Source organism: Gordonia ajococcus (assembly GCF_012974285.1).
Classification (GTDB): domain Bacteria; phylum Actinomycetota; class Actinomycetes; order Mycobacteriales; family Mycobacteriaceae; genus Gordonia; species Gordonia amicalis.
The window spans coordinates 4,929,076-4,952,727 of sequence record NZ_CP052884.1 but is presented as its reverse complement, the minus strand read 5'-3'; the positions used below and the strand labels follow the sequence as shown (position 1 = coordinate 4,952,727).

The 23,652-nt window shown below is 65.5% G+C and carries 22 protein-coding genes and 1 pseudogene; 12 read left to right on the top strand and 11 right to left on the bottom strand.

The genetic code is table 11. From position 1 onward, the window contains the following. Positions 1-49: 49 nt before the first annotated feature. Positions 50-991: a hypothetical protein gene (locus tag GAA2_RS22335; RefSeq protein WP_024499101.1), complete on the top strand. Its 942-nt coding sequence runs from the start codon at positions 50-52 to the stop codon at positions 989-991. A gap of 36 nt (positions 992-1,027) precedes the next feature. Beyond that, positions 1,028-1,435 (top strand): hypothetical protein, encoded by a 408-nt coding sequence (locus GAA2_RS22330; RefSeq protein WP_024499102.1) that lies wholly within the window; start codon positions 1,028-1,030, stop codon positions 1,433-1,435. 11 nt (positions 1,436-1,446) lie between these two features. On the opposite strand, the gene GAA2_RS22325 is transcribed toward GAA2_RS22330, so the two are convergent. Together GAA2_RS22325 and GAA2_RS22320 are read right to left on the bottom strand one after the other, a co-directional pair. Then, complete coding sequence (locus GAA2_RS22325) at positions 1,447-2,025, bottom strand: GNAT family N-acetyltransferase (RefSeq protein WP_024499103.1); 579 nt, start codon at positions 2,023-2,025, stop codon at positions 1,447-1,449. Between the two features lies 1 nt (position 2,026). Then, the gene (locus GAA2_RS22320; protein ID WP_051349625.1) at positions 2,027-3,481 is read right to left on the bottom strand and encodes a hypothetical protein; all 1,455 of its coding nucleotides are present in this window, start codon (positions 3,479-3,481) and stop codon (positions 2,027-2,029) included. Positions 3,482-3,688: 207 nt separating this feature from the next. On the opposite strand from GAA2_RS22320, the gene rpsF reads away from it, so the two are divergent. The 4 genes from rpsF to rplI all read left to right on the top strand — a co-directional run bounded on the left by rpsF (position 3,689) and on the right by rplI (position 5,401). Beyond that, on the top strand, positions 3,689-3,970 hold the full coding sequence (gene rpsF / locus GAA2_RS22315; RefSeq protein ID WP_004020660.1) for a 30S ribosomal protein S6: 282 nt from the start codon (positions 3,689-3,691) through the stop codon (positions 3,968-3,970). Positions 3,971-4,086: 116 nt separating this feature from the next. After that, on the top strand, positions 4,087-4,608 hold the full coding sequence (locus GAA2_RS22310; RefSeq protein ID WP_006868586.1) for a single-stranded DNA-binding protein: 522 nt from the start codon (positions 4,087-4,089) through the stop codon (positions 4,606-4,608). 60 nt (positions 4,609-4,668) lie between these two features. Then, positions 4,669-4,926: a 30S ribosomal protein S18 gene (rpsR, locus tag GAA2_RS22305; RefSeq protein ID WP_004020662.1), complete on the top strand. Its 258-nt coding sequence runs from the start codon at positions 4,669-4,671 to the stop codon at positions 4,924-4,926. Positions 4,927-4,945: 19 nt separating this feature from the next. Beyond that, the gene (gene rplI / locus GAA2_RS22300) at positions 4,946-5,401 is read left to right on the top strand and encodes a 50S ribosomal protein L9 (RefSeq protein ID WP_006438608.1); all 456 of its coding nucleotides are present in this window, start codon (positions 4,946-4,948) and stop codon (positions 5,399-5,401) included. 211 nt (positions 5,402-5,612) lie between these two features. Here the strand turns inward: rplI and GAA2_RS22295 are convergent, their stop codons facing one another. Beyond that, complete coding sequence (locus tag GAA2_RS22295; RefSeq protein ID WP_035760553.1) at positions 5,613-6,278, bottom strand: hypothetical protein; 666 nt, start codon at positions 6,276-6,278, stop codon at positions 5,613-5,615. Positions 6,279-6,857: 579 nt separating this feature from the next. Between GAA2_RS22295 and dnaB the strand changes: the two genes are divergently transcribed. The 5 genes from dnaB (at position 6,858) to GAA2_RS22270 (ending at position 13,829) form a co-directional block, all read left to right on the top strand. Beyond that, the gene (gene dnaB / locus GAA2_RS22290; protein ID WP_024499107.1) at positions 6,858-9,101 is read left to right on the top strand and encodes a replicative DNA helicase; all 2,244 of its coding nucleotides are present in this window, start codon (positions 6,858-6,860) and stop codon (positions 9,099-9,101) included. Positions 9,102-9,332: 231 nt separating this feature from the next. Next, positions 9,333-10,718 (top strand): AAA family ATPase, encoded by a 1,386-nt coding sequence (locus GAA2_RS22285; RefSeq protein WP_024499108.1) that lies wholly within the window; start codon positions 9,333-9,335, stop codon positions 10,716-10,718. Then, entirely contained in the window at positions 10,715-11,224 is a 510-nt protein-coding gene (locus tag GAA2_RS22280; RefSeq protein ID WP_024499109.1) for a hypothetical protein, read from the top strand. Before GAA2_RS22285 ends, GAA2_RS22280 begins: the two co-directional genes overlap by 4 nt. Positions 11,225-11,280: 56 nt before the next feature. After that, entirely contained in the window at positions 11,281-11,895 is a 615-nt protein-coding gene (locus GAA2_RS22275; protein ID WP_198362481.1) for an RNA ligase family protein, read from the top strand. A 623-nt stretch (positions 11,896-12,518) separates the two neighbouring features. Next, a complete protein-coding gene (locus tag GAA2_RS22270) occupies positions 12,519-13,829 on the top strand; it encodes an MFS transporter (protein ID WP_159404667.1) in 1,311 nt (436 codons plus the stop codon). A 275-nt stretch (positions 13,830-14,104) separates the two neighbouring features. On the opposite strand, the gene GAA2_RS22265 is transcribed toward GAA2_RS22270, so the two are convergent. The 4 genes and pseudogenes from GAA2_RS22265 to GAA2_RS22250 all read right to left on the bottom strand — a co-directional run bounded on the left by GAA2_RS22265 (position 14,105) and on the right by GAA2_RS22250 (position 16,424). Then, positions 14,105-14,293 (bottom strand): hypothetical protein, encoded by a 189-nt coding sequence (locus GAA2_RS22265; RefSeq protein ID WP_159404668.1) that lies wholly within the window; start codon positions 14,291-14,293, stop codon positions 14,105-14,107. A gap of 109 nt (positions 14,294-14,402) precedes the next feature. Then, positions 14,403-14,605: pseudogene (locus GAA2_RS22260) on the bottom strand (hypothetical protein); the annotation flags it as partial. Between the two features lie 81 nt (positions 14,606-14,686). Further along, the gene (locus GAA2_RS22255) at positions 14,687-15,652 is read right to left on the bottom strand and encodes a spirocyclase AveC family protein (protein WP_159404669.1); all 966 of its coding nucleotides are present in this window, start codon (positions 15,650-15,652) and stop codon (positions 14,687-14,689) included. 214 nt (positions 15,653-15,866) lie between these two features. After that, positions 15,867-16,424, bottom strand: a complete 558-nt coding sequence (locus GAA2_RS22250; RefSeq protein ID WP_159404670.1) for a TetR/AcrR family transcriptional regulator — start codon at positions 16,422-16,424, stop codon at positions 15,867-15,869. Between the two features lie 157 nt (positions 16,425-16,581). On the opposite strand from GAA2_RS22250, the gene GAA2_RS22245 reads away from it, so the two are divergent. Further along, complete coding sequence (locus GAA2_RS22245) at positions 16,582-17,910, top strand: DoxX family protein (protein ID WP_191834614.1); 1,329 nt, start codon at positions 16,582-16,584, stop codon at positions 17,908-17,910. Positions 17,911-17,919: 9 nt separating this feature from the next. On the opposite strand, the gene GAA2_RS22240 is transcribed toward GAA2_RS22245, so the two are convergent. The 4 genes from GAA2_RS22240 to GAA2_RS22225 all read right to left on the bottom strand — a co-directional run bounded on the left by GAA2_RS22240 (position 17,920) and on the right by GAA2_RS22225 (position 23,459). Further along, positions 17,920-18,108 carry a hypothetical protein gene (locus GAA2_RS22240; protein ID WP_051995446.1) on the bottom strand — a complete coding sequence of 63 codons (189 nt, stop codon included), beginning with the start codon at positions 18,106-18,108 and terminating at the stop codon, positions 17,920-17,922. Positions 18,109-18,217: 109 nt separating this feature from the next. Then, entirely contained in the window at positions 18,218-19,672 is a 1,455-nt protein-coding gene (locus GAA2_RS22235) for a wax ester/triacylglycerol synthase domain-containing protein (protein WP_191834613.1), read from the bottom strand. Further along, complete coding sequence (locus tag GAA2_RS22230) at positions 19,669-21,159, bottom strand: HAD-IB family hydrolase (protein ID WP_191834612.1); 1,491 nt, start codon at positions 21,157-21,159, stop codon at positions 19,669-19,671. Before GAA2_RS22230 ends, GAA2_RS22235 begins: the two co-directional genes overlap by 4 nt. Beyond that, the gene (locus GAA2_RS22225) at positions 21,156-23,459 is read right to left on the bottom strand and encodes a glycerol-3-phosphate 1-O-acyltransferase (RefSeq protein ID WP_191835038.1); all 2,304 of its coding nucleotides are present in this window, start codon (positions 23,457-23,459) and stop codon (positions 21,156-21,158) included. The genes GAA2_RS22230 and GAA2_RS22225 overlap by 4 nt, the downstream gene beginning before the upstream one ends. Between the last annotated feature and the right edge of the window lie 193 nt (positions 23,460-23,652).

Sequence of the window (23,652 nt, the reverse complement as noted above, 5' to 3'; positions counted from 1 at the left end):
CGTATCGGAAGGAGGGAACCGAACTCCGCGTCGGCGCGTCCAATGCAGCATGAATCCCTCACAACTCGCTGTTCCCGACGACCTCATCGACTGGCTCGCCGACGGCGATCGCGCGACCGAACTCCTGACCGATTCCGTCCTGGTCGACCAGCAGTGGTGGATCGACCATCTCGCCGAGTTCGACATGCCGAACACGCTGCACGGCAGCAAGATCAGTAGAGGAGACCTGTTCGCCCTCGGCGCCGTCGCCGGCGAGTCCGCGGAAGATGCAATCGCGCTGTTGTGGAACGTCGTCGCATTCTGCCTGGGCCGTCAGAACGCAGACGGGAAGAAGCGGATCGCCGCCGTGGCCGCAGACCGCAAACGTCTCGGCCGACTCCTCCAGGAGGCCGCCCTGGCTAGTCGCGACGACCCCGGCGCGGCGTACGCGATGCTGCGACCGGACAAGGGCGGCAACACCATCGAGAAGCTCGGCCCGGCCGGGTTCACGTGGTACCTGTACTTCGCGGGTGCCGGCGATCCGAAACATCCGAGCCCGGTGCTCGAGGCCAAGGTCGGCCGATCATTGCGGCGTGCCGGTTGGAAGGGCCTGCGCGACGGCGTCTGGACCGCCGCCGACTACTTGACCTATTCCCGGATCGTCGACCGCTGGCGCACGGAGACCGAAATCGATCGCAACGACGTCATCGTGCGCGGACTCTTCGCGATCTCGCCGCCGAGCGGATGGGACCATCCGTGGCAGGCGTGGGAACGCCAGACCTGGGAAAAGGCGAATTGGGTACGCGGCCCCTTGTCCACCGACGATCTGCGCATCATCCACCGCTGGTTGTGCACTCTCTCCGCCCTGGCGCCGAGATCCGCTGAGGCACAACTTGAATTCAGGCAGTTGGGTCACAAGATCAGCCAGGCGCTCAATGGTGAGGTCAGTGAGATCTACGACGGATTCGACGAGGATCGCGTCTACGGCAGCTACATCGGTCGGCGAATTTGAAGGTTGACGCACCCTCGGCGTGGGTATTGTCGGGACATGGCTGAGCGTGGCGAACAGGTCCCGGATACGACCGCCGAGGCGGTCGGAAAAGTGGGTGAGGCGCTCGAGTACGTCGAACGCGCCCGTGGTCACCTCTACAGCTTCCACCAGCTCATCGGGCATGCGGATCTTCTGCTCGGGGAGGCCGTGGACGCGCTACGTAAAGACGGACACGCCGACATTGCGGAAATCCTCGCATCAGAGATGGTCGGACGCAATGTCATCAACGGCCGCTGGACATTTCAGGTCATCGAGGAATTCGACGACACGTACTGGCACCCGTTCCGGGCCCATACGGAACGGGTGCGCAACGAGTTGACCGACGGGGAACGGCATCTGTACGAGGCGCGGATGAAAGAAGAGCGCCGGACGCATGGTCATCCGGACCACTCGAAGGAGCCATGATGCCCGGTGTGTCAGCTAATCCGTTGTAGCAGTGCGGCTTTCGCGTCCGGCCACTCGTCGTCGATCATCGAGTAGAGCGCGGTGGTCCGCCATCCGTCGCCGAACCGCCGGTGTTTGCGGAGCAGACCTTCGAACTGAGCGCCGAGCTTCGCGATCGCGGCGCGGGACTGCGTGTTGTGCTCGTGGGTGTGCCACGTGATCCGTACGGCGTCGCAGTCCTCGAAAGCGCGCCGCAGCAGCAGATACTTCGCGGTCGGATTGACCGTCGTTCCCTGCACGCGTTCGGCGTAGAAGGTGTAGCCGATACAGACGCTGCGGTTGGCCTCGTCGATCTCGTAGAAACTCGTCGATCCGACGACGGTGCCGTCGATGTTGTCGACGACGGCGAACGCCATGCGTGCGCCGGGGTCGGCGGTGGCGGTCTCGATGAAGCGACGGGCGGAGGCGAGATCGATGGGCACACCCGGAGACCAGCGGAACCTGTCCGGGTCGCCGACCACCCGAGCGAGTGCCGGCGCGTCGTCGATCGTCAACGGCCGCAACGTGACCCGATCGCCGACGAGCGGTCCGGTACCCAGCCACGAACTCATGTCAGGCCCTGTCCGTCGCCGGTACGGGGCGAGCGGTCTGTTCGTCGGGCCGATCGACGCGCGCGTCGTCGCGGATCGTCATCGACGCGAGTGGTTCACGCAGCGGGGTGCGGACCAGCGTGCCGATCAGGTACACGAGCAGGAACGCGTGTACCCAGACCGAGCCCGCGACACCGGTGAGCACCCACCAGGGCAGCGGGTCGCCGGCGTCGCGGATCGGGAACAGGCGGAAGATCGTCAGGTCCAGAGCGATGTCGGTGACCAGATACACCGCGATGACCTGCCACCGCACTCGCATCAGCACGAAGAACGGGAGAATCCACAGGGTGTACTGCGGCGAGTGCACTTTGTGCAACAGCATGAACCCGGCGAGCATTGCTCCGCTGACACCGATCCAGGGAAACACGCCGATCCGGCCGTAATGCCGCCACCCGAGGTACATCGCGACCGCGAACGTGACAAGGATCAACAGCGGCGAGGCGACCCCGACGAGCGAGTGATAGGTGTCGGTCGTGCCGGTGAGGTAGCGCAGACCCCAGTACCAGATGGAGTTGGTGTCGACGTCGGCACGCCGACGCCCCTGGAACGTCAGTGCCGCCTTCCAACCGTCGAATCCGAGGACCATGAACGGCAACTGGATGGCGACCACGGTGACCACCGCGGCGCCCGCAACCCACGCGGCACCCACCCAGTCGAGGCCGCGGCGCCCGACGCGCCGCAGTCCACCGGCACCGCCGGTCAGGACATAGGCGGCCAGCGGCAGCACGAAGATCCCGGGATACAGCTTGAGACAAAAGCCGATCGCGAGCAGGACCGAGGCCACGATGGCCGCGGTCCGGAGGGGGAGTCTTCGTCGGCCCGTGCCCCGATCGATCGAGCCACCCCACGTCATCACCGCGATCGCGGCGACGGCGGTCGCGACCACCGGCAGCTCCCAGTTGTGGAAGGAGTACAGGACCAGCGGGGGAGTGGCCGCCCACAGCAGCGCCCACCAGCGGACCATCAGCGCCAGCATGACAGTGATCGCAAAACCGAAGGGGGCCAACAACAATGCGGTTTGGTTGAAGAACTCTGTGTCGGTGTGGGCGCCGATCGCCCCGGCGTACATCATCAGCCCGGACAGCACGGGGTATTCGACGACGCCGCCGAAGAGCGTGCCGTCGCCACCGATCCCGCCGTGGATGTAGGGAAACACGTGGTTGTTGATGTCCCGGCCGAGCCACAGGTACATCAGGTCCGAGTAGCAGGGGATGATGCCGGCCGGATTGCCGGAGGGCCAGTTGGCGCTGCGTCCGTCGGCATCGAACGGCGCTCCACCGCAGCGGACCTTGACCTGGTAGCTCCAGAACATCGTCGCTGCGGTCGCCAGCAACGACACCAGCACGATGACCGCGGTCTCACCGCGTCCGGACAACCACGTGATCCGTCGAGGCGTACTGGTCCGCGGCTCCGACATGGCCAACAGAGTAGGTCGTCGTGCCCGACCCTTGCTCCCTGAGGTGCGAGGAGCGTGAGCGACGAGCCACGACGGGGCGGTACCGGTGACCTCGGATTTCCGGGAGAACGTCCTGGTCATGTATCTTGGACCGGTTGCCGACGCAGGCGACCCTCCTGCCACGGACAGTCCGTGGCCGACCTAGCCCATAGGAGGTGATGTGGTCTTATGCGTCACTACGAATTGATGGTCATCCTCGATCCGAATCTGGACGAGCGCACCGTCGCACCCTCACTCGATACTTTCCTCAATGTTGTCCGCAAGGATGGCGGTTCGGTGGATGGTGTCGACATCTGGGGCAAGCGCCGCCTTGCTTACGAGATCCTGAAGCACAATGAAGGCATCTACGCCGTCATCGATCTCAATGCCGAGCCCGCCACGGTTACCGAGCTCGACCGTCAGCTGAAGCTGAACGAGTCGGTTCTGCGCACCAAGGTCCTGCGGAAGTAATCCACAGGGTTTCTTGAACGTCTGAAGACGTCGGTACCGGGTTCTAGGGTTGACCCAGAAACTCCCGGTGCATGTCGATCAGCGAGTGCCCACCAACGACCCGAGGGGAAACACACATGGCAGGCGACACGGTCATCACCGTCATCGGCAACCTCACCGCCGACCCGGAATTGCGGTTCACGCCGTCGGGAGCAGCGGTTGCCAACTTCACGGTGGCTTCCACCCCGCGCACGTTCGACCGTCAGACCAATGAGTGGAAGGACGGCGAAGCGCTGTTCCTCCGCTGCAACATCTGGCGCGACGCCGCGGAGAACGTGACCGAAAGCCTGACCAAGGGATCCCGGGTCATCGTGCAGGGACGGCTCAAGCAGCGGTCCTACGAAACCAAAGAAGGCGAACGACGCACGGTCGTGGAACTCGAGGTCGACGAGATCGGCCCCTCGCTGCGTTACGCCACCGCCAAGGTCAATCGCGCCTCGCGCGGCGGTGGCGGTGGCGGCGGTGGATTCGGATCCGGTGGCGGCGGCGGTAGCCGCGGCGGCGGATCGAACCAGCAGGTCGCCGACGATCCCTGGGGCAGCGCGCCTGCCAGCAGCGGCGGATCGTTCGGTGGCGGGGACGACGAACCACCATTCTGATAACTCCCGGGTCCCGCCCGTCGGCGGCCACCCGGATTGCATGACTGGAGCAATACACACATGGCAAAGGCAAAGCCCAGCCGGAAGCCTCGCGTCGAGAAGGTCACCAAGACCAAGGCGTGCAGCTTCTGCAAGGACAAAAAGGCCGTCATCGACTACAAGGACACCGCGCTTCTGCGTCGTTTCCTGTCCGACCGCGGCAAGATCCGCTCGCGTCGCGTGACCGGTAACTGCGTGCAGCACCAGCGCGACGTCGCCGTGGCCGTCAAGAACTCGCGTGAGGTGGCCCTGCTGCCCTTCACCTCGACCAGCCGATAAGCGGAAAGGATCAGTTGACATGAAGCTCATCCTCACCGCCGCCGTGGAGAATCTCGGCGAAGCCGGCGACATCGTCGTGGTCAAGGACGGCTACGGCCGCAACTACCTGCTGCCCCGCGGCCTGGCCATCAAGGCCACCCGCGGCGCCGAGAAGCAGGTCGAGGGCATCCGCCGTGCGCAGGAGGCCCGCGAGGTTCGCGGTCTCGAGCACGCCAACGAGCTGAAGCAGGCCCTCGAGGGCCTCGCGGCGGTCTCGCTGGACGTCAAGACCCACGACTCGGGCAAGCTGTTCGGTTCGGTCACCGCGGCAGACGTCGCCGGTGCCATCAAGACCGCCGGCGGACCGGTTGTCGACAAGCGCAACGTCGTGCTGCCCAAGGGTCACATCAAGGCCACCGGTAGCTACCCGGTCACCGTCACCCTGCACCCGCAGGTCTCGGCGACCGTGCAGCTCGCGGTCGTCGCCGCCGGCTGACCGCAGCGTCGAACTCACAAGGCCGGGTGGAAGAGATTCCACCCGGCCTTGTCGTGTCTGCCCCGGCCGGCCGAGTAGCGACGCGAGCGGGGCGAGGAGGCCCCCCGACCGCCGGCCGAGTAGCGACGACCGAGCGGAGCGAGGATGCGCCCCGACCGCCGGCCGAGTAGCGACGACCGAGCGGAGCGAGGACGCCGCGTATCGAGGTCCCCTACTTCGGCGCAGGCGGGTTGGCGGGCAGCTGATTCCAGTACTGGAGGCCGGGCGGGAGGTATCGCGGTGCCGGGTTCGCGCTGTGTGCGACGGCGTTGTTGCCCGGTCCGAGCGTGTCCCAGGACGGGAAGAAGAACTTGTGCCACGCGGGCGTGAAGATCAGCGCCCGCTCGCCGGTGCGGCAGGCGACGACGTCGCGGCGGGGCACGGTGCAGGTGACACCGGCGATCGTGACGCGCTTGCCGACCCCGAGGAGCGGCGGCCGGAAACCGGTCGTGGATCCGAACCGATAGGTCTGTTCCCGGTTGACCCACCACGGTCCCTGTTGGTCGCCGGCGATGGCGGCGCCCGTCGCGGTGGGCGGGGCGGTCGCGGGACGACCCTGGCAGCCCACGTAGCGGTACGCCTGGCCGATCTGGCACATCCAGCGGCCCGTGGTGAAGAACGATCGGCCGTTGTCACCGTAGGCGAGTGACCGGAACGTCGTCGGGTCGACGGGCTGGTAGCGCGACAGATCGAATTCGACGGGCATCGTGGGACCCGGTGCTGCGTTCACCGCCGGTGCTCCCACCGCGATCCCGGCCGCGACGGTCAGCGCCGCAAGCGCACCGACTGTTCGACGGATGATCCCGGTTCCCAACCCCAATGGCGACACGATCGACATTGCATCACACGCGTTCGTGTCCTCGTCGACTAACTGTGGATAAGTCGGGCGACTGATCGGAGGTATGCGGACCTGTTACGCAGATCACCCGGGAAATTCACCGAATTGTTTGCCACACGTAGTTGAACAGTGGGTCGCAACACGCCCGCACGACGACGCGCCGAAGAGTACCGAAGGATTTTCAGTTTCGTGATTGTGGAAACTAATCAGGCCGCTGACCTGGTCAAACAGGGTTGTTCACACCCTAATTCCTCAGGTTGTCCACAACGGTTGCACAATCGCTCCCCCGATCACTCACACCTCGTCCACAAGTCCTCCCCAGATTTGCTAACAGTCCGGTTTGAGTCGGCGGCGTCGAGGTCTTAATGTCTCGGCTCAGGTCTCAGTCCCGTCTCGCGCGCACGACAGCACTCTTTGTCGGAGCGAGCCGATAGGAATGGAGACGGACAGAGCATCAAGTGACAGGGCATGACGTCGACACCGGGGACTCGCGAGGTGGCCTACCGGGGCCGACACCACAGAGGTCGTACCCATCCGCCCCGGGCGAATGGATCGAGCGTTGCGAGAGGTTAGACACGCGTGGCTGTTGTGGATGACCGCGGGCGCGGTCCCGCCGCCGGAGACCGCGACCAGGACAGGGGTCGGGGTGATGACGCTCTCCCCACCGAGGATTTCGGTCGCCAACCCCCGCAGGACCTCGCCGCCGAGCAGTCGGTACTCGGCGGCATGTTGCTGTCCAAGGACGCAGTCGCCGACGTCGTCGAGAAGATCCGCACGGCCGACTTCTACCGGCCGGCGCATCAAGCCGTGTTCGAGGCGATCCTCAGCCTCTACAGCAAGGGTGAACCGGCTGACGCGGTCACCGTTGCCGCCGAACTGGAGCGGTCGGGCGAACTCAAGCGCATCGGCGGCGCCCCGTATCTGCACACCCTGATCTCGACGGTGCCCACCGCGGCCAATGCCGGCTACTACGCCGAGATCGTGGCCGAGAAGGCCATCCTGCGTCGTCTGGTGACGGCCGGTACCCGCATCGTGCAGTACGGCTACGCGGGCAACGACGGCCAGGACGTGGCCGAGGTCGTCGACCGCGCACAGGCCGAGGTGTACGAGGTCACCGAACGCCGCCAGGCCGAGGATTACCTCCCGCTCGAAGAGCTCCTGCAGCCGACGATGGACGAGATCGACTCGATCGCCTCGCGCGGCGGTATCTCGCTGGGTGTCCCGACCGGCTTCGCGGACTTCGACAAGCTCACCAACGGTCTGCATCCGGGCCAGATGATCATCGTCGCCGCACGACCGGGCGTCGGCAAGGCGCTCGCCCTCGACACCCCGCTGCCCACGCCCACCGGCTGGACGACGATGGGCAAGGTCGGGGTCGGCGACCAGCTACTCGACGCCCACGGCCGGCCGACGACGGTGGTCGCGGCGACCGACGTCATGACCGAGCGTCCCTGCTACGAGGTCGAATTCAACGACGGTGCCGTGCTGGTCGCCGACGAGCAGCATCAGTGGGCGGCCGAGATCGACGGCGAGCGTCAGGTCGTCACCACGGCGGGTCTGCGCGCCCACGTCGGATGTGCCGTCATCCGCAACACCGCGCCACTCGAGTTGCCGCGCAAGCGTTTTGCCTATGGGCCGTACACCGTCGCCGCGCTCGCGGGAATGGCGTTCGACGATCCCGAGATCAGCATGCGTATCGACGCGGAAGGTCCCGTCGACGTCATGACGTTGATGGCCGACCTGGGTGGTCGCATCCCCTACGAGTACCTGCGCGGGTCGATCGCTCAGCGTCGCGCGCTGTTGGCCGGCCTCCTCGACGCGCGTGCCACCGTCGACGATGACGGGTGGATCACCGTGCCCGCCGCGACCCGGCACATGACCGGGGTCGTGGCCGATCTCGTTGCCGGTCTGGGCTTCAACTACAAGCGTTCGGCGACGGGTTGGTTGCGCGTCGACGCCGATGAGGATGTCTTCACCGTCCACCACAAGGCATTGCGCCACAAGGAACTTCGTCGTAATGCCGGTGTTCGACGCGTCGTCGCGGTGCGGCCGGTCGACTCGGTGCCGGTGCGCTGCGTCGAGGTCGACAACGACGAACACCTCTACCTCGCCGGCGAGGCGATGGTCCCCACACACAACTCCACGCTGGCCATGGACTTCCTGCGGTCCGCGGCGATCGGACACGGCCTCACCGCAGCCATGTTCTCGCTGGAAATGAGTAAAACCGAGATCGTCATGCGTCTGCTGTCGGCGGAGGCGAAGGTCAAGCTGGCCGACATGCGTGCCGGCACCATGAGCGACGACGACTGGACCCGGTTGGCTCGTCGTATGGGCGAGATCTCGGATGCGCCGTTCTTCATCGACGACTCGCCGAACCTGACGATGATGGAGATCCGCGCCAAGGCGCGTCGTCTCAAGCAGCGTCACGACCTCAAAGTCGTTGCGGTGGACTACATGCAGCTGATGACCTCGGGTAAGAAGGTCGAGTCGCGTCAGCAAGAGGTCTCGGAGTTCTCCCGTCAACTCAAGCTACTGGCGAAGGAACTCGAGGTTCCGGTGATCGCGATCAGTCAGCTGAACCGTGGTCCCGAGCAACGTACCGACAAGAAGCCGCAGGTGTCGGACCTTCGTGAGTCCGGCTCGCTGGAGCAGGACGCCGACATGGTCATCCTGCTGCACCGCCCCGACTCGATCGAGCGCGACGACCCGCGCGCCGGTGAGGCCGACATCATCGTCGGTAAGCACCGTAACGGCCCGACCGCCACGATCACCGTCGCGCACCAGCTGCATCTCAGCCGGTTCGTGGACATGGCGCGGGGTTGACGCGGCGACTGCCGAAGTAGAGCGAAGCGAAGGCGACGCGGGTTCGGCCACACCCGCAGCCAGAGAAAAGCCGCTGCCTGGACGAACAAGGCGTCCAGAATTGGTACTCTGCTCACCGCAACTCGGAGGTTCACCGACTCTCTCGAGAGCTGGCCGGCACTCTCCACGGCGATGGGCGGCCGCGGAGGTGACTGCGCTGAACGCAGAGTGCTCGCGAAGGAAGGGAATGGCGTGTTCACCCGATTACGGCTGAAGAACTTCAAGGCATGGGAGGACACGGGCGACATCGAGCTGGCCCCGTTGACCGTGCTGTTCGGAGCCAACTCGTCGGGGAAGTCGAGCCTGCACCAGTTCCTGCTCATGCTTCAGCAGACAGTCGAATCGCCGGACCGCCGACGGGTCCTCCACACCGGGGACGACCGGACACCCGTCGATCTCGGCGCGTACGCGAGTGTGCTGCGCAACGGAAACATCGAGGCGCCCTTGGCCTTTGAGTTCGATTGGCGGCGTGATCGTCCGCTGACCGTGGATCACGAACACAGTCGAACCAGATTCCATGGCACCGACATGGGATTTCGTGCGGCGATCAGTGCAACTTCTGAGACACCACCGCGCTTGCACGTCGACAGCTACGAGTATCGCCTCACCTCGAGCGACTCCGGCGACACGTTGTCGCTGGGAAGTGCGCGTGACGCCGGCAGTGGAGACTACTCCGTTCATGCCGAAGGCATCGAACTGGTCAGGACGCTCGGACGACAGTGGCCGGTGTCGGCTCCCTCCCACTTCCATGCGTTCCCCGATGACCTACCGACTCGTTATCAGTTCCTCGACTTCGCCGCAGATCTCACGCTGGCGCTCGAGGAGCAGTTGTTGGCGGTCAACTACCTCGGGCCGTTGCGGAAACAACCCCGTCGGACGTATCGATGGTCCGGAGAAGAGGTCAGCCACGTTGGCTGGAGCGGTGAGTACACGGTCGATGCATTGTTGGCCGGCCAGTCCCGGCGGTACAACTTCGACCCCGAGCAGGAGACGAAGCACCTTCAAGTACTGGTCGCCGAGTGGCTGAGAACGCTGGGGGTGATCGAGAGCTTCGCGGTGACTCCGATCGGAGCCGGTCGTGACGAGTACGAGGTTCGAGTGACGACGCCGGGCAGTAGTCGGGAAGTTCTGCTCACCGATGTCGGGTTCGGCGTCTCGCAGGTGCTTCCGGTGCTCGTGGAGGCGTTCTACTCCGCCCCCGGTTCGACGGTTGTCGTGGAGCAACCGGAGATCCACCTTCACCCATCCGTGCAGGCCGGGCTCGCGGACCTGTTCCTCGCTGCGACATCGGCTCGTGAGAACGGGAAGCCGCGCAGCACGCAGTTCATCGTCGAATCCCACTCCGAACACCTGTTGCGGCGTCTCCTCCGTCGGATCGCCGAGGGAGAAGTCGACGCTGCCGATGTGCGGTGCTACACCGTGAACTTCGACGAACGGGGGTCGACCATCGAGGCGCTCGACGTCGACGAGTACGGGAACGTGCGGAACTGGCCCGCGAACTTCTTCGGCGACCCCGCGGCAGATCTGGTCGCCCAGTCACGAAGTGCTCGACGTCGACGCCAAGGCCGGTCCACATGAGCAAAGTGATCGACACCAACGTGCCGCTCGTCGTCAAGTTTCCCGACGACCGGCCGATCGCACTCGTCGAGGCGTGCGAGGAGATTCTCGAGGAGATCATCGAGAACGGGCTTCCTGTTGTCACCGATGAACTCGGCGAAATCATCGAAGAGTACTTCCACCAGCTCAGTCGCGGTGGACAACCCACCTTGGGTGATGCTTTCGCCAAGTACGTCTACGACAATCGCCACAGCTGGGACGAAGCGGTGCGACCAGACATCGAACCCGATACGACCACGCCGAACAGCTACGCGGTGCTCGGTGGTGACGATGCCGAGATCGACCCGTCGGACCGCAAGTTGGTCGCGGCGGCGAAAGTCGCCGGTGTCCCCGTCCTGCAGGCCACTGACACCAAATGGCTCAACTGGGGCGAGGTGCTGAGTCGCCACGGTGTGCGTGTCGAGTACGTCCACGAACCGTCGATCCGCGCCGCCTACCGTGCGAAGTTCGGGTGCGACGCGCCGTGACCGACTTCGTGCGATTCCCGTCGACCCCGTACCTCGTCCGGCCGCGGGGTGTCGACGTGCGCGACGACAAGGTGCTGGACGAAGCAGAGCGGGACGAGTTTCTGTCCGGTCCGTTGCACGTCGAAGAGAAGATCGACGGACAGAATCTCGGTATCTCGGGCGGCGAAGACGGTTTGCTGTTTCAGGCGCGCGGCAGCTATGTCCAGCCCGGCGGCCGCCACTTCCGCGGACTGTCCACCTGGATCGAGCCTCGTCGACGACGACTCGCCAGCGCGCTCGGCACCGAACTCGTCCTCTTCGGCGAGTGGTGCGCGATCACGCACAGCGTCAGCTATGACCAACTGCCCGACTGGTTTCTGATATTCGACGTCTACGAGAAGACGGCCGGACGATTCTGGGACCCAGAGATGCGCGATGCCTTTGCCGACGAGGTCGGCCTGTTCACCGTCCCGTTCCTCGCTGTCGGAGACTTCACCTTGGACACATTGACGGGGTTGATACAGCGGAGCCGGGTGGGGCATGAGCAGATGGAGGGTGTTGTCGCTCGCTCTGCGGCCTCCACCGGGCCGCAGCGGCGTGCGAAGCTCGTCCGTCCGGACTTCGTACAGCAGATCGATCGGCACTGGATGACCGAGCAGCACACAATGAACCGCCTTCGGTCCTCGGGGTAGGTCTCCGACGATGGCAGCACCATCGCGCTCGACTTACGCAATGGCCATCTGGTGCTGCAGTGCTCGTCGCTGACAGTGCGCGACGAACGCCGTCGCGCACCAGTTGCATCCCAACCGGTTCGTGGACATGGCGCGGGGGTAGTGCGCCGATGGACGGGGCGGATCTCCAACTTGTCGAGGTACATGCCGTGACCACGAGCCACATGCACGAGACGACCACCGTGACGCCCGAGCAGTTTCTTGCAGGACTCACCGACTTCGGACCAGGTCGGGAAGAACCTCAAGGGCCGGCTCCTCGCGGGCGTGCTCGGAGCCGTGGGCTCCCGCGTCCTGGGTAAGCAGTTCAGGAACTCTGTCGCCGCCATCGAAGTCGTGACAACGGAACGAGTGGATCGGGCACGTAGGCGGCGGTCATCCGACGCGTGACTGCTCGACGTCATCTCGGTCGCGCGACTTCGATTGAGGTCGCGGCGTCGAAACGATGTCTTCCGGTCGACGCCCGATCAGTGTGCGTCGAAACCGGACGCGCGTAGGTCTCTGGACGGCGCTGTGGGCCTACCCCCGACAATGGGTTAGGTGAACGAAGGATTCTTGTCCGCCCGATCGGTCTCCGGCCCCCGACGATGACCGCACCCTCGCGCTCGACCCAGGCGATGGCCATTTGGCTGGTGGGTCTCACGGTCTACTTCGTCGCGGTCCTGCAGCGGTCCTCGCTCGCTGTGGCCGGTTTGCTGGCGGCGGAACGCTTCGACATCACCGCGTCGCAGCTGTCGACCTTCGTCGTGTTGCAGCTGCTGGTCTATGCCCTGATGCAGGTTCCGGTGGGACTTCTGGTCGATCGGTTCGGGCCGCGTCGTGTATTGCTTACCGGCACACTGATTCTCACGGTAGCGCAGTTCAGCTTCGCCTTCGCCGACACCTATCCGTGGGCTCTGTCGTCCCGGTTCTTCGTCGGGATCGGCGACGCGATGACCTTCGTGTGTGTCCTGCGATTGGTCACCACCTGGTTCCCGGTCCGTCGAATACCGTTGATGACGCAGCTCACCGGGGTGCTCGGTCAGCTGGGCGCTGTGGCGGCAGCGATCCCGATGACGTGGGCGTTGTCCGGCTGGGGATGGACCCGCGCGTATATCGCCACCGCGGGGCTCGGCGTGGTGTTGCTGCTGGCCACCCTGCTGGTGGTCCGAGATTCTGCGGAGGCCCGCTCGGTGTCGGGACCGATGCTCGGATTGGCGGGTATCCGGCAGAGCCTGGGTGAGTCGTGGTCTCATCCCGGCACTCGTCTGGGCTTCTGGATGCATTTCTCCACTCCGTTCAGCACCAACGTCCTCGGTCTCCTGTGGGGCTATCCCTTCTTCGTGGAGGGCCAGGACCTGAGCGCCGGCGCGGCCGGGCTCCTGCTCACGATCATGGTGTTGGCCATCATGGGCTTCGGGCCGGTGTTCGCGTGGCTGATCACCCGCTCGCCGTGGCACCGGTCGACGTTGGTTCTGCTGGTGATCGCGAGCATCGCGACCGCCTGGGCAGTGGTGCTGGCGTGGCCGGGTCAGGCACCCTTCTGGGTCCTCGTCGTCTTGGTGGTGGTCTGCGGGATGGGCGGTCCCGCGTCGATGGTCGGCTTCGATCTCGGCCGCACATCCAACCCGGCTTCGCGCACCAGTACCGCCACCGGGATCATCAATCAGGCCGGCTTTGTGGCCACCCTCGTCACCGCGGGTCTGATCGGTCTCATCCTCGACTGGCGCACCCCGGATGGCGTCGAAGGTTATCCCGCCGAAGCCTTCACCTGGGCGATGGCCGCCCAGTTCCTGCTCTGGGGACTCGGCGCGGCACAGATCTGGCGCTACCGCCGTAAAGGACGTGCACGCTTGTTGCGCGACGACCCCGAGCAGTGGTCACGCCAGTCCGGCCGCCCGGTTCCGGGACGCCGGTGAGGCGGATTGGGCATGATGCCCGGGCGCGAACATCGTCGTCACGGTCGCCGGCGAGTGTCGATGACGGGGACCGTCGTTCCGCTCCGGATGGTGTCATCGCCGGTGGCGATGGTCAGCCCGCGGCGGGTGGCTTGGGCGACGATCATGCGGTCGAACGGGTCGGATGGTCCCAGGCGAGCTGGTATCGGTTTCCCCAGGCGTCGAGCTCGTCGTCGGGGAGTGGACGGTCGAAATCGTCGGACCAGTCGAACTAGTCCGAATGGCCTGTACCCACTTCAACTCAGCAGTACCCACACGAACCGCAGCACGACGGCACTGATCCCGAAGATCGCGACGCCGACCATCCACCGGCGGGCACCACGAGCGGCTGCCGACGGATCGCGTCCTCGGCGCGGGTAGGTGTAGGCAGCCATGAGTGCGCACACCGACGCGATCACTCCGGTCGCGAGGACCAGCGTCAACATCACCGCATTCACGAGCTCGGCCCATCGTCGTCACACACCCAGACGTCGCTTCGACGATGCGACCTCGATCGAAGTCGCATCGTCGAAATGAGGTGTACCGGTTGGCGCCTCACACCACTCGCTTCAACTCCCCGGGGGTCTGGTCGTATCGGCGGCCAGTGCCGGCACCTCACGGAAGCCGGCGACCAGGCAGTCGGCGAACAACTCCTGATTTGTCACCGCGGCACCGTCGGAATTGATTCCGAGGCAGGCGGTTCCGTTGTGCGTGATCATCGTGGCCATCATCGCGCAGCCGGGGAGCGGGCCGAACGGAACAGCCGGATAGTCGACTGTCAGACGCGGCCATGTGCAGCTGAACGTGAGAACCTACGCTGACGCGCCGTACCCGGCGCCTCAGCGCGATGGCTCGGCCGGCGTCGTGGTCGACCAGAACGGGACGCACTTGGGGTTGTCGCCGAGCCCGCACATGTCGTTCTCGATGTAACTCGGCACGGTGGGCTGGGTGGTGTCGGCGTGCTGGTTGACCACGTTGTACCCGAGGAAGAAGACCAGCATCGCGATGTTGAACACGGCGCCGAGCGAGAGCACGCGGAGGAATGTGCGTCCCCTGCGAATCTTGAGTCGATCGAGGCCGCGGTCGGTGATCATGCGTCCGCGCGAGTCTCGGAAGCAGTAGATCAACGCGCTCAATCCGACCATGCCGCAACCCCATACGAGTCCCTCGTACAGCGGGAACTGGTAATCGGTACCCGGGAAGAGTGAGATGCTGCCGCCGACCCACACGTAGCGGTCCACGCCTTGCAGGAGTGTGATCAGCTCGCCGATGACGTCCTGGGCGAACATCAGCACCATCACGAAGGCGATCAGTCCGGCCCGATTGATCCGGGGCACATGCCTGCGCACCCATTTCAGGTACGCGTCGACTCCCATCATGTTCAGCGGCACGAAGAACAGATAGATCCCGACCCACCAGAAGATGGGCTGGGGATTCACGCCGCCGTTGTCGACCCAACCCGGGATGAACTCAGCCCAGGTGCCGAAGTTGGGGAAGTGCGAGTTGTAGGAGTAGACCGGACGAAGAGCGTTGACCAGCGGGTCCTGCCAGGCAGTGAGCATCCACGCCATCGCCACGATCGCCACCGGCGGAAGCTCGCCGTCGCGGATGCGTTTTCGCACGATCCACGTGACGAACACGATGCTGCCGACGATGCTCAGCCCGTCCCAGAGGTAGATCCACACCATGTTGGTGCCGTCGTCGGTACCGGGCATGACGCGTTGGAAGCTGTCCGACGTCACCCACCGGCCGAAGATGTAGAGCTCCAGAACGAGGAAGACCGCGCCGAGCCTGGCGAGCCACACGACAGCAGGCGAGTCTGGGCCCACACGGCCGAGCCGACCGCCGAACGGCAGTTCTGTCCGGTCTTCAACGGTATCGGGGGAATCCTTCGTAGTCATGGATCGGCCGGTCCCTCCTGGCGGCTGCCGCTCACGGAGCGAGCGGAACATACACACCTGTATGTTGGGAGCGACGGTACATTCAGTTAGCTCTTTGCGTCAATGCCCCAACCGGCTTTTAGGAGGGGCCGCCTTGGCGGAGTGCTCGTGCGAGCTCTGAATACATTGCGCGCATCTCGCTCTGATCGAGCGGCTGCCGGGTTACCTGGATCCCCGCCAGGGCGGCGATCGCGATGGCGGCGAACGCCGCGGCCTGTGTCTCCGGTATGCCGTGGCGTTGCAGCGACGCTGCCAGTCCCTGTCGGCGCAGTTCATCCACTCGACGCTGCGCTGTCGCCACCCGTGGCTCCACGGTGGCCCAGGCGCGCAACGCCGCCTCGGCCGCATGTGGCAACCCGATCGCCAGGTTGGCCTGCTCGTCGATCTGTGACCACAGATCGGGCGCTTCGGGCCGCGCGATCAGGTCGCGGCTGTAGCGCTCTTCCCAGTAGTCCAAGAACTTGGCCACGAAGTCGTCGAAGTTCTTGAAGTGGTGGTAGAAAGAGCCGCGGGTGGCGCCGAGACGCTCACACAATCCGGCGGCGGTCAGTGTGGGGAAGCCGGAGTCCTCCAGCACCCGCATCGCCTCATCGAAATAATCGCCGGCCGACAGTCGACGGGATGCGGAGTCGGTCACGGGTGCCCTCGGTTTGCCATGGGCGCCATGCTATCCGTCATATCCGAGGTCGTGGTCAACCCCGAGTCACCCCGGAGGTGAGGCCGCCCGAAAGCAGGGGGCGGACTCGGTCTCTTCACTGATGTGCGCGACACCCTCGTCCCCTTAGCGTCGCGGTATGACTGTGATCGACACGGCCCCGAGCGCGAAGGACTCCACCAACGAACCCCCGATCCCGTCCGGCGACTGGAGTCCGGCGAAGAAGGTGCTGTTCCGGTTCACCTTCACTTACACGGCGCTGTTCTGCCTGACGTTCGCACAGATCACCTTCGTGTTCCTCGGCCCGGCGGGGAGCCTCCTGCCGGACAGCGCGATCCTGTGGCAGCTGAAAGCGCTCGCGCCCGCCCTGGAGTGGCTGGGCCGCAACGTCTTCGGTGTTGGCGCGATCCTCGATGTGAATTCCGGGAGCGAGGACCAGATGGCGATCTGGATCTACCTGTTCCTCATGGTGGCGATCGCCCTTGTCGTCGCCGCGCTGTGGTCGATTCTGGATCGTCGACGTCCCGACTACGCACGGCTGTGGTCCTGGACGGCGCTGCTCCTGCGGCTCGCACTCGGGGGACAGATGCTGTTCTACGGTTTCGCGAAGCTCATCCCGTCGCAGATGGGTCCGCCTCCGCTCGCGGCACTGCTCGAACCGTTCGGGGACTTCAGCCCGGCGTCGATGCTGTGGCTACAGGTCGGGAGTTCGCCGGTCTACGAGATGCTGCTCGGCAGTGTCGAGGTACTCGGTGGCCTCCTGTTGTTCTGGACCCGGACGGCCACACTCGGGGCGATCATCAGTCTCATCGCAGTGGTCCAGGTGTTCATCCTCAACATGACCTTCGACATTCCGGTCAAGATCCTGTCCTTCCACCTGGTGGTCCTCTCGCTCATCCTGTTGGCGCCGCATGTGCGGAACCTGCTGGAGCTGTTTGTGTTCGGACAAGCAGCGAAGCCGCTGACTCCGACTGCACTGTTCCGGCGCGCCGGCTTCAACAGGTGGGCTGCGGGACTGCAGGTGGTGCTGGGCGTCTGGGTTGCGATCGGAGCAGCTCAGATCAGTTGGACCGGGTACCAGGAATACGGTGCCGGGGCACCGAAACCGGAACTGTACGGCATCTGGTCGGTCCAGGACTTCCGCGTGGACGGAACTCTGCTTCCCCCGCTCACGACCGACGAGAAGCGCTGGCAACGAATCGTTTTCGACACCGGCGGAGCGACGACCTTGCAGATGATGGACGGTGCGCTGGTGCCGGTGCCGGCCGACATCGCGGACGAGACACTGCAGATGCAACAGCCGCTCGCCTCGCTGGTCATCGAGCGCCCCGACGACGACACCCTGGTGCTGTCCGGCGAGCTCGACGCAACTCCGACCTCGATCGTCGCGCACCGTATGGACCACGACGCGTTGACGCTACGGAGTCGTGGGTTCAACTGGGTGCAGGAGGCGCCGTACTTCCGGTGAGGTTCACATTCAGAGCATCCACAACCACACGAACCGCAGCACGATGGCGCTGATCCCGAAGATCGCGGTGGCGACCAGCCATCGGCGGGCGCCGCGATCGGCGGTCAGCGGATCGCGCCCTCGGCGCAGGTAGGTGAAGGCCGCCATGATCGCGCACGCCGATGCGATCACCCCGGTGGCGAGGACGAGGACCAGCATCACCATGTTCACCAGCGCGCCCCATCGTCTCCGCACTGCCAGAACTCATTTCGACGTTGCGACCTCGATCGAAGTCGCAGCGTCGAAATGAGGTCTGTGAGTCGGAGGCTCACACCACCCGCTTCAGTTCCCCGGGCACCGCGTCGTTGTCCGCCGCCAGTGCGAGCACCTCGCCGAATCCGGCGACCAGGCAGTCGGCGAAGAGTTCTTGATCCGTCACCGCGGCACCGTCGGAGTTGATTCCGAGGCAGGCGGTTCCGTTGTGGGTGATCATGGTGGCCATCATGGCGCAGCCCGGGAGCGGGCCGAACGGGAACATGCGCTCGACCTTCGCACCGGCGACGTAGGTGTCCCAGGGGATTCCGGGGACGTTGCTGGCCTGCAGGTCGTTCTGAGTCGTCGTGCCGCTGAAGCGCATGAGAACCGTGCCGGGTAGCCATGCCATCACCGATCCGAGGGTGTTGAAGATGTCGACCGCCGGTTCATGACGGGCCTGACGCACCTGCTCGCGGATGGTGAGCACGCGCTCGAAGGGGTCGGCGATGCCGACCGGACCGGCCAGGCGGCCCACCGCGATCCGGTTTCCTCCCGCGGGATCTTCGGGACGCCGCACCGAGATGGGAATCGCCACCGGCATCGTGTCGACAGGTGAACCCATCTTCTCGTGGTAGAGCCGGAACCCGCCGATGAGTCCGGCGAGGTAGACGTCGTTGACCGACGAGCGGGCAGCGGTCGCGGCCGCCTTCAAGTCCGGAAACGGCACCTCGAAGGCGCTGAACCGCCACGACAGACTGCGGTGAGCCAACAGTGGTGATCCGGGCGGACTCACCAGACCGGCGACCCTCGGGACCGAACGGCCATAGCGCAGAGCGGTACTCAGCGCCTGACGCGGATTTGCCAGCGCGCGTATGCCGCGGAAGGTGGTGTCGATGCGATGCGGGACCCGGCGGACCTCCTCGGCGATCTGCCGTTGGAGCAGATCGAGCGGCGTGATGTTCACCGGGTCGGGACTCGGGGGCTGCGGCTTCTTCGGATTGTGTTCACGCGTCGGCGAATGCAGTTGCGCCAGGCCGATGATCGCGCCCAGACCGTCGGTGAGTGCATGGTGTGCCTTCAGGAAGTACGCGGCCCGGCCGTCGGGCAAACCCTCGATCAGCGTGCCCTCCCACGGCGGACGGGCGGCGTCGAGTGCGGTCATCGCGAGCTGTTCGCAGGTGGTCAGCAGTTCCCGCATGCTGCCGTCGCCGCCCAGCCGGATCCGGCGCAGGTGGTAGTGCAGGTCGAAGTCGGGATCGACGGCCCAACTGGGTGTTCCGGTGCCGAACGGGGAGTCGACGACCCGCTGACGGAAGCGCGGAGCCATCCGACTCGCCCACTCGTGGGCGGCGACCAGGCGATCCCAGTCCGGGTCGCAGTCGTAGATCTCCAGCATGCAGATCGTGCCGCGCATACGACGGTCGGTGTCACCGCGCCACATGATGGTGTCCACCGAACTCATGTGGGGGTCGCTTGCCCAGTCGAGGGGCCGGTCCATGCCCTCGGCCAGATCGGGGTCGTCGCTCATCGGTCTTCCTCCGGTTGTCTGCGCAGCGACTCCACCGCGTCGTCGACGAACGACTCCAGTGGCCAGTCGGCGAGTGCCGTGACATACATCTGCCGCACCTCCTCGGCGCGGGTGCCGATCTCGTCGGCGGTCCACTCGCTGGTGTCGACGGGTGGCAGGACCATCACCTCGACGGTCCCCGGTCTGATGAGTTGCGCACCGCGCCACATCAATTCACCAGTGTTGCGCAACACCACCGGGACGATCGGCACGCCGGCCTGCATGGCGATGTGGAACGGACCCTTCTTGAATCCCCCGATCCGCGGGGTCGGCGACCGGGTGCCCTCCGGCGCGACGATCAGCGACATGCCGTCATCACGCAGCGCCTTCACGGCCGGTGCCAGTTGTTCGATGGCCTTGCCCCGGTTGGTGCGATCGATGAAGACGAGTCCCGCCTGGCGCAGGATCTCGCCGAGGACCGGTACCCGCTGCACCTCCTTCTTGGCCACGCCGGTCGCATCCGACCGGACCAGGTTGATCATGACCGGGAGGTCCAGCTTCGACTGGTGATTGAACAGGAAGACGCACGGCCGGTCCGAGAACAGGTATTCGCCACCGTCGAGCACCTGGACATGAACGCCGGCCAACGACAATCCGACGTCGTTACCGGTGGGGAGCGCTTTGACGAGGGCGTGCGGATCGCGGCGTACCACACCCGCGGCCGCGCCCACGGCGGCCGCGCCGACGAACGACGCGTAGAACGCACCGGTCCGGGCCAGCATCCCCAAGCGGTTGTACGTGGGGTTCTTCAGATCGATGATCGGCCAACCGCGGGACTCCGCCTCCGCGCGCAGGATTCGGCGCGGCGATACGGCCGCCGGATTTCCCACGGACTCGAGGTAGGGGATGTCTTCGTTGCCGTCGCTGTAGGCAAAGGACGCGTCGAGATCGATGCCGTTCGCGCGCGCCAACTCTCGGACAGCCGCCGCCTTACCCGGTCCCCACAGCGGACGTCCCTTGACGTTTCCGGTGACCACGCCGTCGACGACCTCCACGTCGGTGGCGAGCGCGAAGTCCGCCCCGATCTCGCGGGCGATCGGTTCGATCTGGAATCGCGTGGCCGACGACGCGATCACGATGGTGTGCCCCATCTCCCGATGGGCACGCAGGATCTGCCACATCTGGGGACGTAGCTTGGCCGCGGTCTCGTACTTGAAGAGGTGCTCGCCGAAGGCGGTCAGCTCCGCATATGTCTTACCCGCGAACGTCGGTCTCGTGGCCGCGAGAACCTCGGCGTAGTCCTGCTCCGACACGACGCCGCGCAGACCGATCAACAGGAAGTCGGCGAGTTCCCCGAACCCGAACTCCATACTGCGCAGCCGCGCCCGCATTATCGCGGCGGCGGAGAAACCTTCGATCAGCGTGCCGTCGTAGTCGAAGAGCGCGGCCACCTTCGTGCCCGTCGGCGCGGAACGGATCGTCCGCATGCGATCGGTGAAGGCGCTCATTGCTCCTCCTCCTGCACGCCGACCGGCTGTAGGTCCTCGATCGCCGCGATACGTGCCAGTCGATCCCGCATCAGTTCGACCTCGTCGAGCCAGTCCTGGCGAGCGGCCCGCAGATCCACGACCTCCTCACCGTGGATCAGACCGCGGTTGTCGGCGAGGCGGTAGGCCCCGTCGTAGAGATCCTTGGACACCGAGTCCTTGCTACGAAGAACGGCTTGCAGTGCGAGTTGCCGTCCGAGACCCAGGCAGTCGGCGATCAGGGCATCCTTCTCCTCGGCGGTGTTGCCCAGCTCCACCAGCTTGGTCGCGACCACCAGCTGGGCGTCGAAGAACGGTTGCAGCGTGCGCCGCGCGAGAAGTGCTCCGGTGTGACCGTGCAGCACCTCGTAGGTCCATTCCTGGCTGGGGGTGACCGCACGCCAGCCGGGAGCCAGGAGATCGAGTTCGATGCCGAGGCGATGGAGGAACTCGGTCTTGGGCGGGAAGAAGAACTCGAACTTGAGGAGATCCCGGATGCGGAGGGCCTCGCGCTGGGCCGCGGTCAGAAGATTCTCATCCGGAGCCGGCGGGGACCCGACATGGTTGCTACGGATCGGCGTGCTCCCGGCCTTCACCTCGCCCTCGGCCAGCGCGAGCAACCCCATCTCGACGATCGCGCGGTCGACGAAATGGTGCAGCGCGCCGTTGCGATAGTAGGCGGCGACGGCCCGATTCTCGGGAACCACCGACCAGACCTGTTCGGAACCACCGTCGTAACAGGTCGCCACGCCGTTCCCGGCCAGCACTCGCAGAGTTCGGACGAGCCCGACGCCGCGGCACAGCGCGGGATCGGGTCCGGGCAGTCCGCGACGTTCGATGTAGTCGAGCAGGGGAGCGAGCACGGCTTCGATCTCGGGCAAGGTGTACGCACGGTCCTGTGCGCCGAGTGCTGCGAAGCCGACCAGGGAGGTCGCCGTGATCGGCGTGGCCGCATTGATCTCGTCCATCACACGGAAGGCGACCTTCTCCAGACGTGCCGGCCCTTCACCCGCTTCGTCCAGCGCCTCCCGCAGCGAGATCGGTGTGCCGAAACGGACTCGCGCGTCGCCGAGGTAGCTGCGCTGCGCCTTGGCATAGCGCAGCAGCCAGCCGACGCCCTCGGGTTTCTTGACCCCGCCCGCGTCCTCGGCGGCGATCGCGCCGACCTCCTGCAGCTGGTCGTAGACAATCGACGTCGGCACGATCGACACATCGACGTCGTCGAGCTGGCCCACCGCGTCGACGACGTAGTTCAGGAGCCCGAGCATCGGCTTGCGCAGCTTTCCCGTTCGGCTGCGACCACCCTCGATGTACCACTCCAGGTTGAACCGCTTCTCGATGATGTAGGCCAGATAGGACCGCATCGCGAACTTGTAGACCGGGTCCGAACCGAACTTGCGGCGGATGAAGATCATCCCCGCGCGACGGGCGATCGGTCCCACCGGCCAGAACGACAAGTTGTTGCCCCCGAGTACGAGATTCGGTGGAAAGTCGTTGTTACGCAGAACCTTCGCCAGCACCAATGGGTCGACGTAGGAACGGTGAGAGGGCAGGAAGATCAGGCCGGTCGACTTGTTCAGCGTCCGTAGCGAGTTCAGGGTGTCGACGTCGACCGTGACATTCCACGCGAGTTCGTGGAGCCTGTTGAACGTCGCGGAGAAGATGTCGTCCATCAGCCTGCTCTGGGTGGCGACGAAACCCGCGAGCTTGTCGATTGCCTCGGAGACCACCGCATCGGTCGGTCGGCCCAGTTCGGCGGCGAGCTTGGCCGCCCCGCTCTGGAACCGCGCCGAGCTGCTGATCTGTTCGGCCACCAGCCGGGGGACCTTGTACCGGTCGCCGACGATCTGACGTTCCGCCCGTTCGGCCGACACCGACGCCTGGAGTCGGACGAACTGGTCGAAAGGCTCGCTCTCGGCCTGCTCGCGAGCCTGCCGTTCGCGAAGTTCGGCGATGGTGGCCGGTTCCCCCGCCACCACGCGCAGGGCGTCCGGGCGGCGCCTGCGGATGATGGGCTGCATGAGTCCGAGGGGGCGTCGGGGATTCGACAGCACCAGCACGTCGCCGAGCGTGACCCGCCGCTCACCCTGGCGGGCCGCGGGCAGCCAGACCGGCCGGACGGGTACGAGCAGCGTGCTGGGCGAGAGTGCATCGAAGTCGACGTCGGCACCTTGACGGATCTCGGCATCCGGGTAGGCCTTCGCCGCCCAATCGGTGACCGCTCGCATCTCGCACGACGTGCGGGCCTTCGTCAGGACCAGAACGGGATCGGACATCTGCATCACCCTCACGTCTCATCGTCGACACCGCGCCGGTTTGCTCCATGCCCCGGTGTCTCGCACGTCCCGTCGTCCCCATAGGGGGATAGCCGCCGGGCGAACCCGGCCGCATACCTCATTGTGACGTGGCTTACATCGGGCGGTGCGGGTTTCGGCGACCGCGGCAGGCGGCGGCAGCAGTCGCGACGGGGTCGCG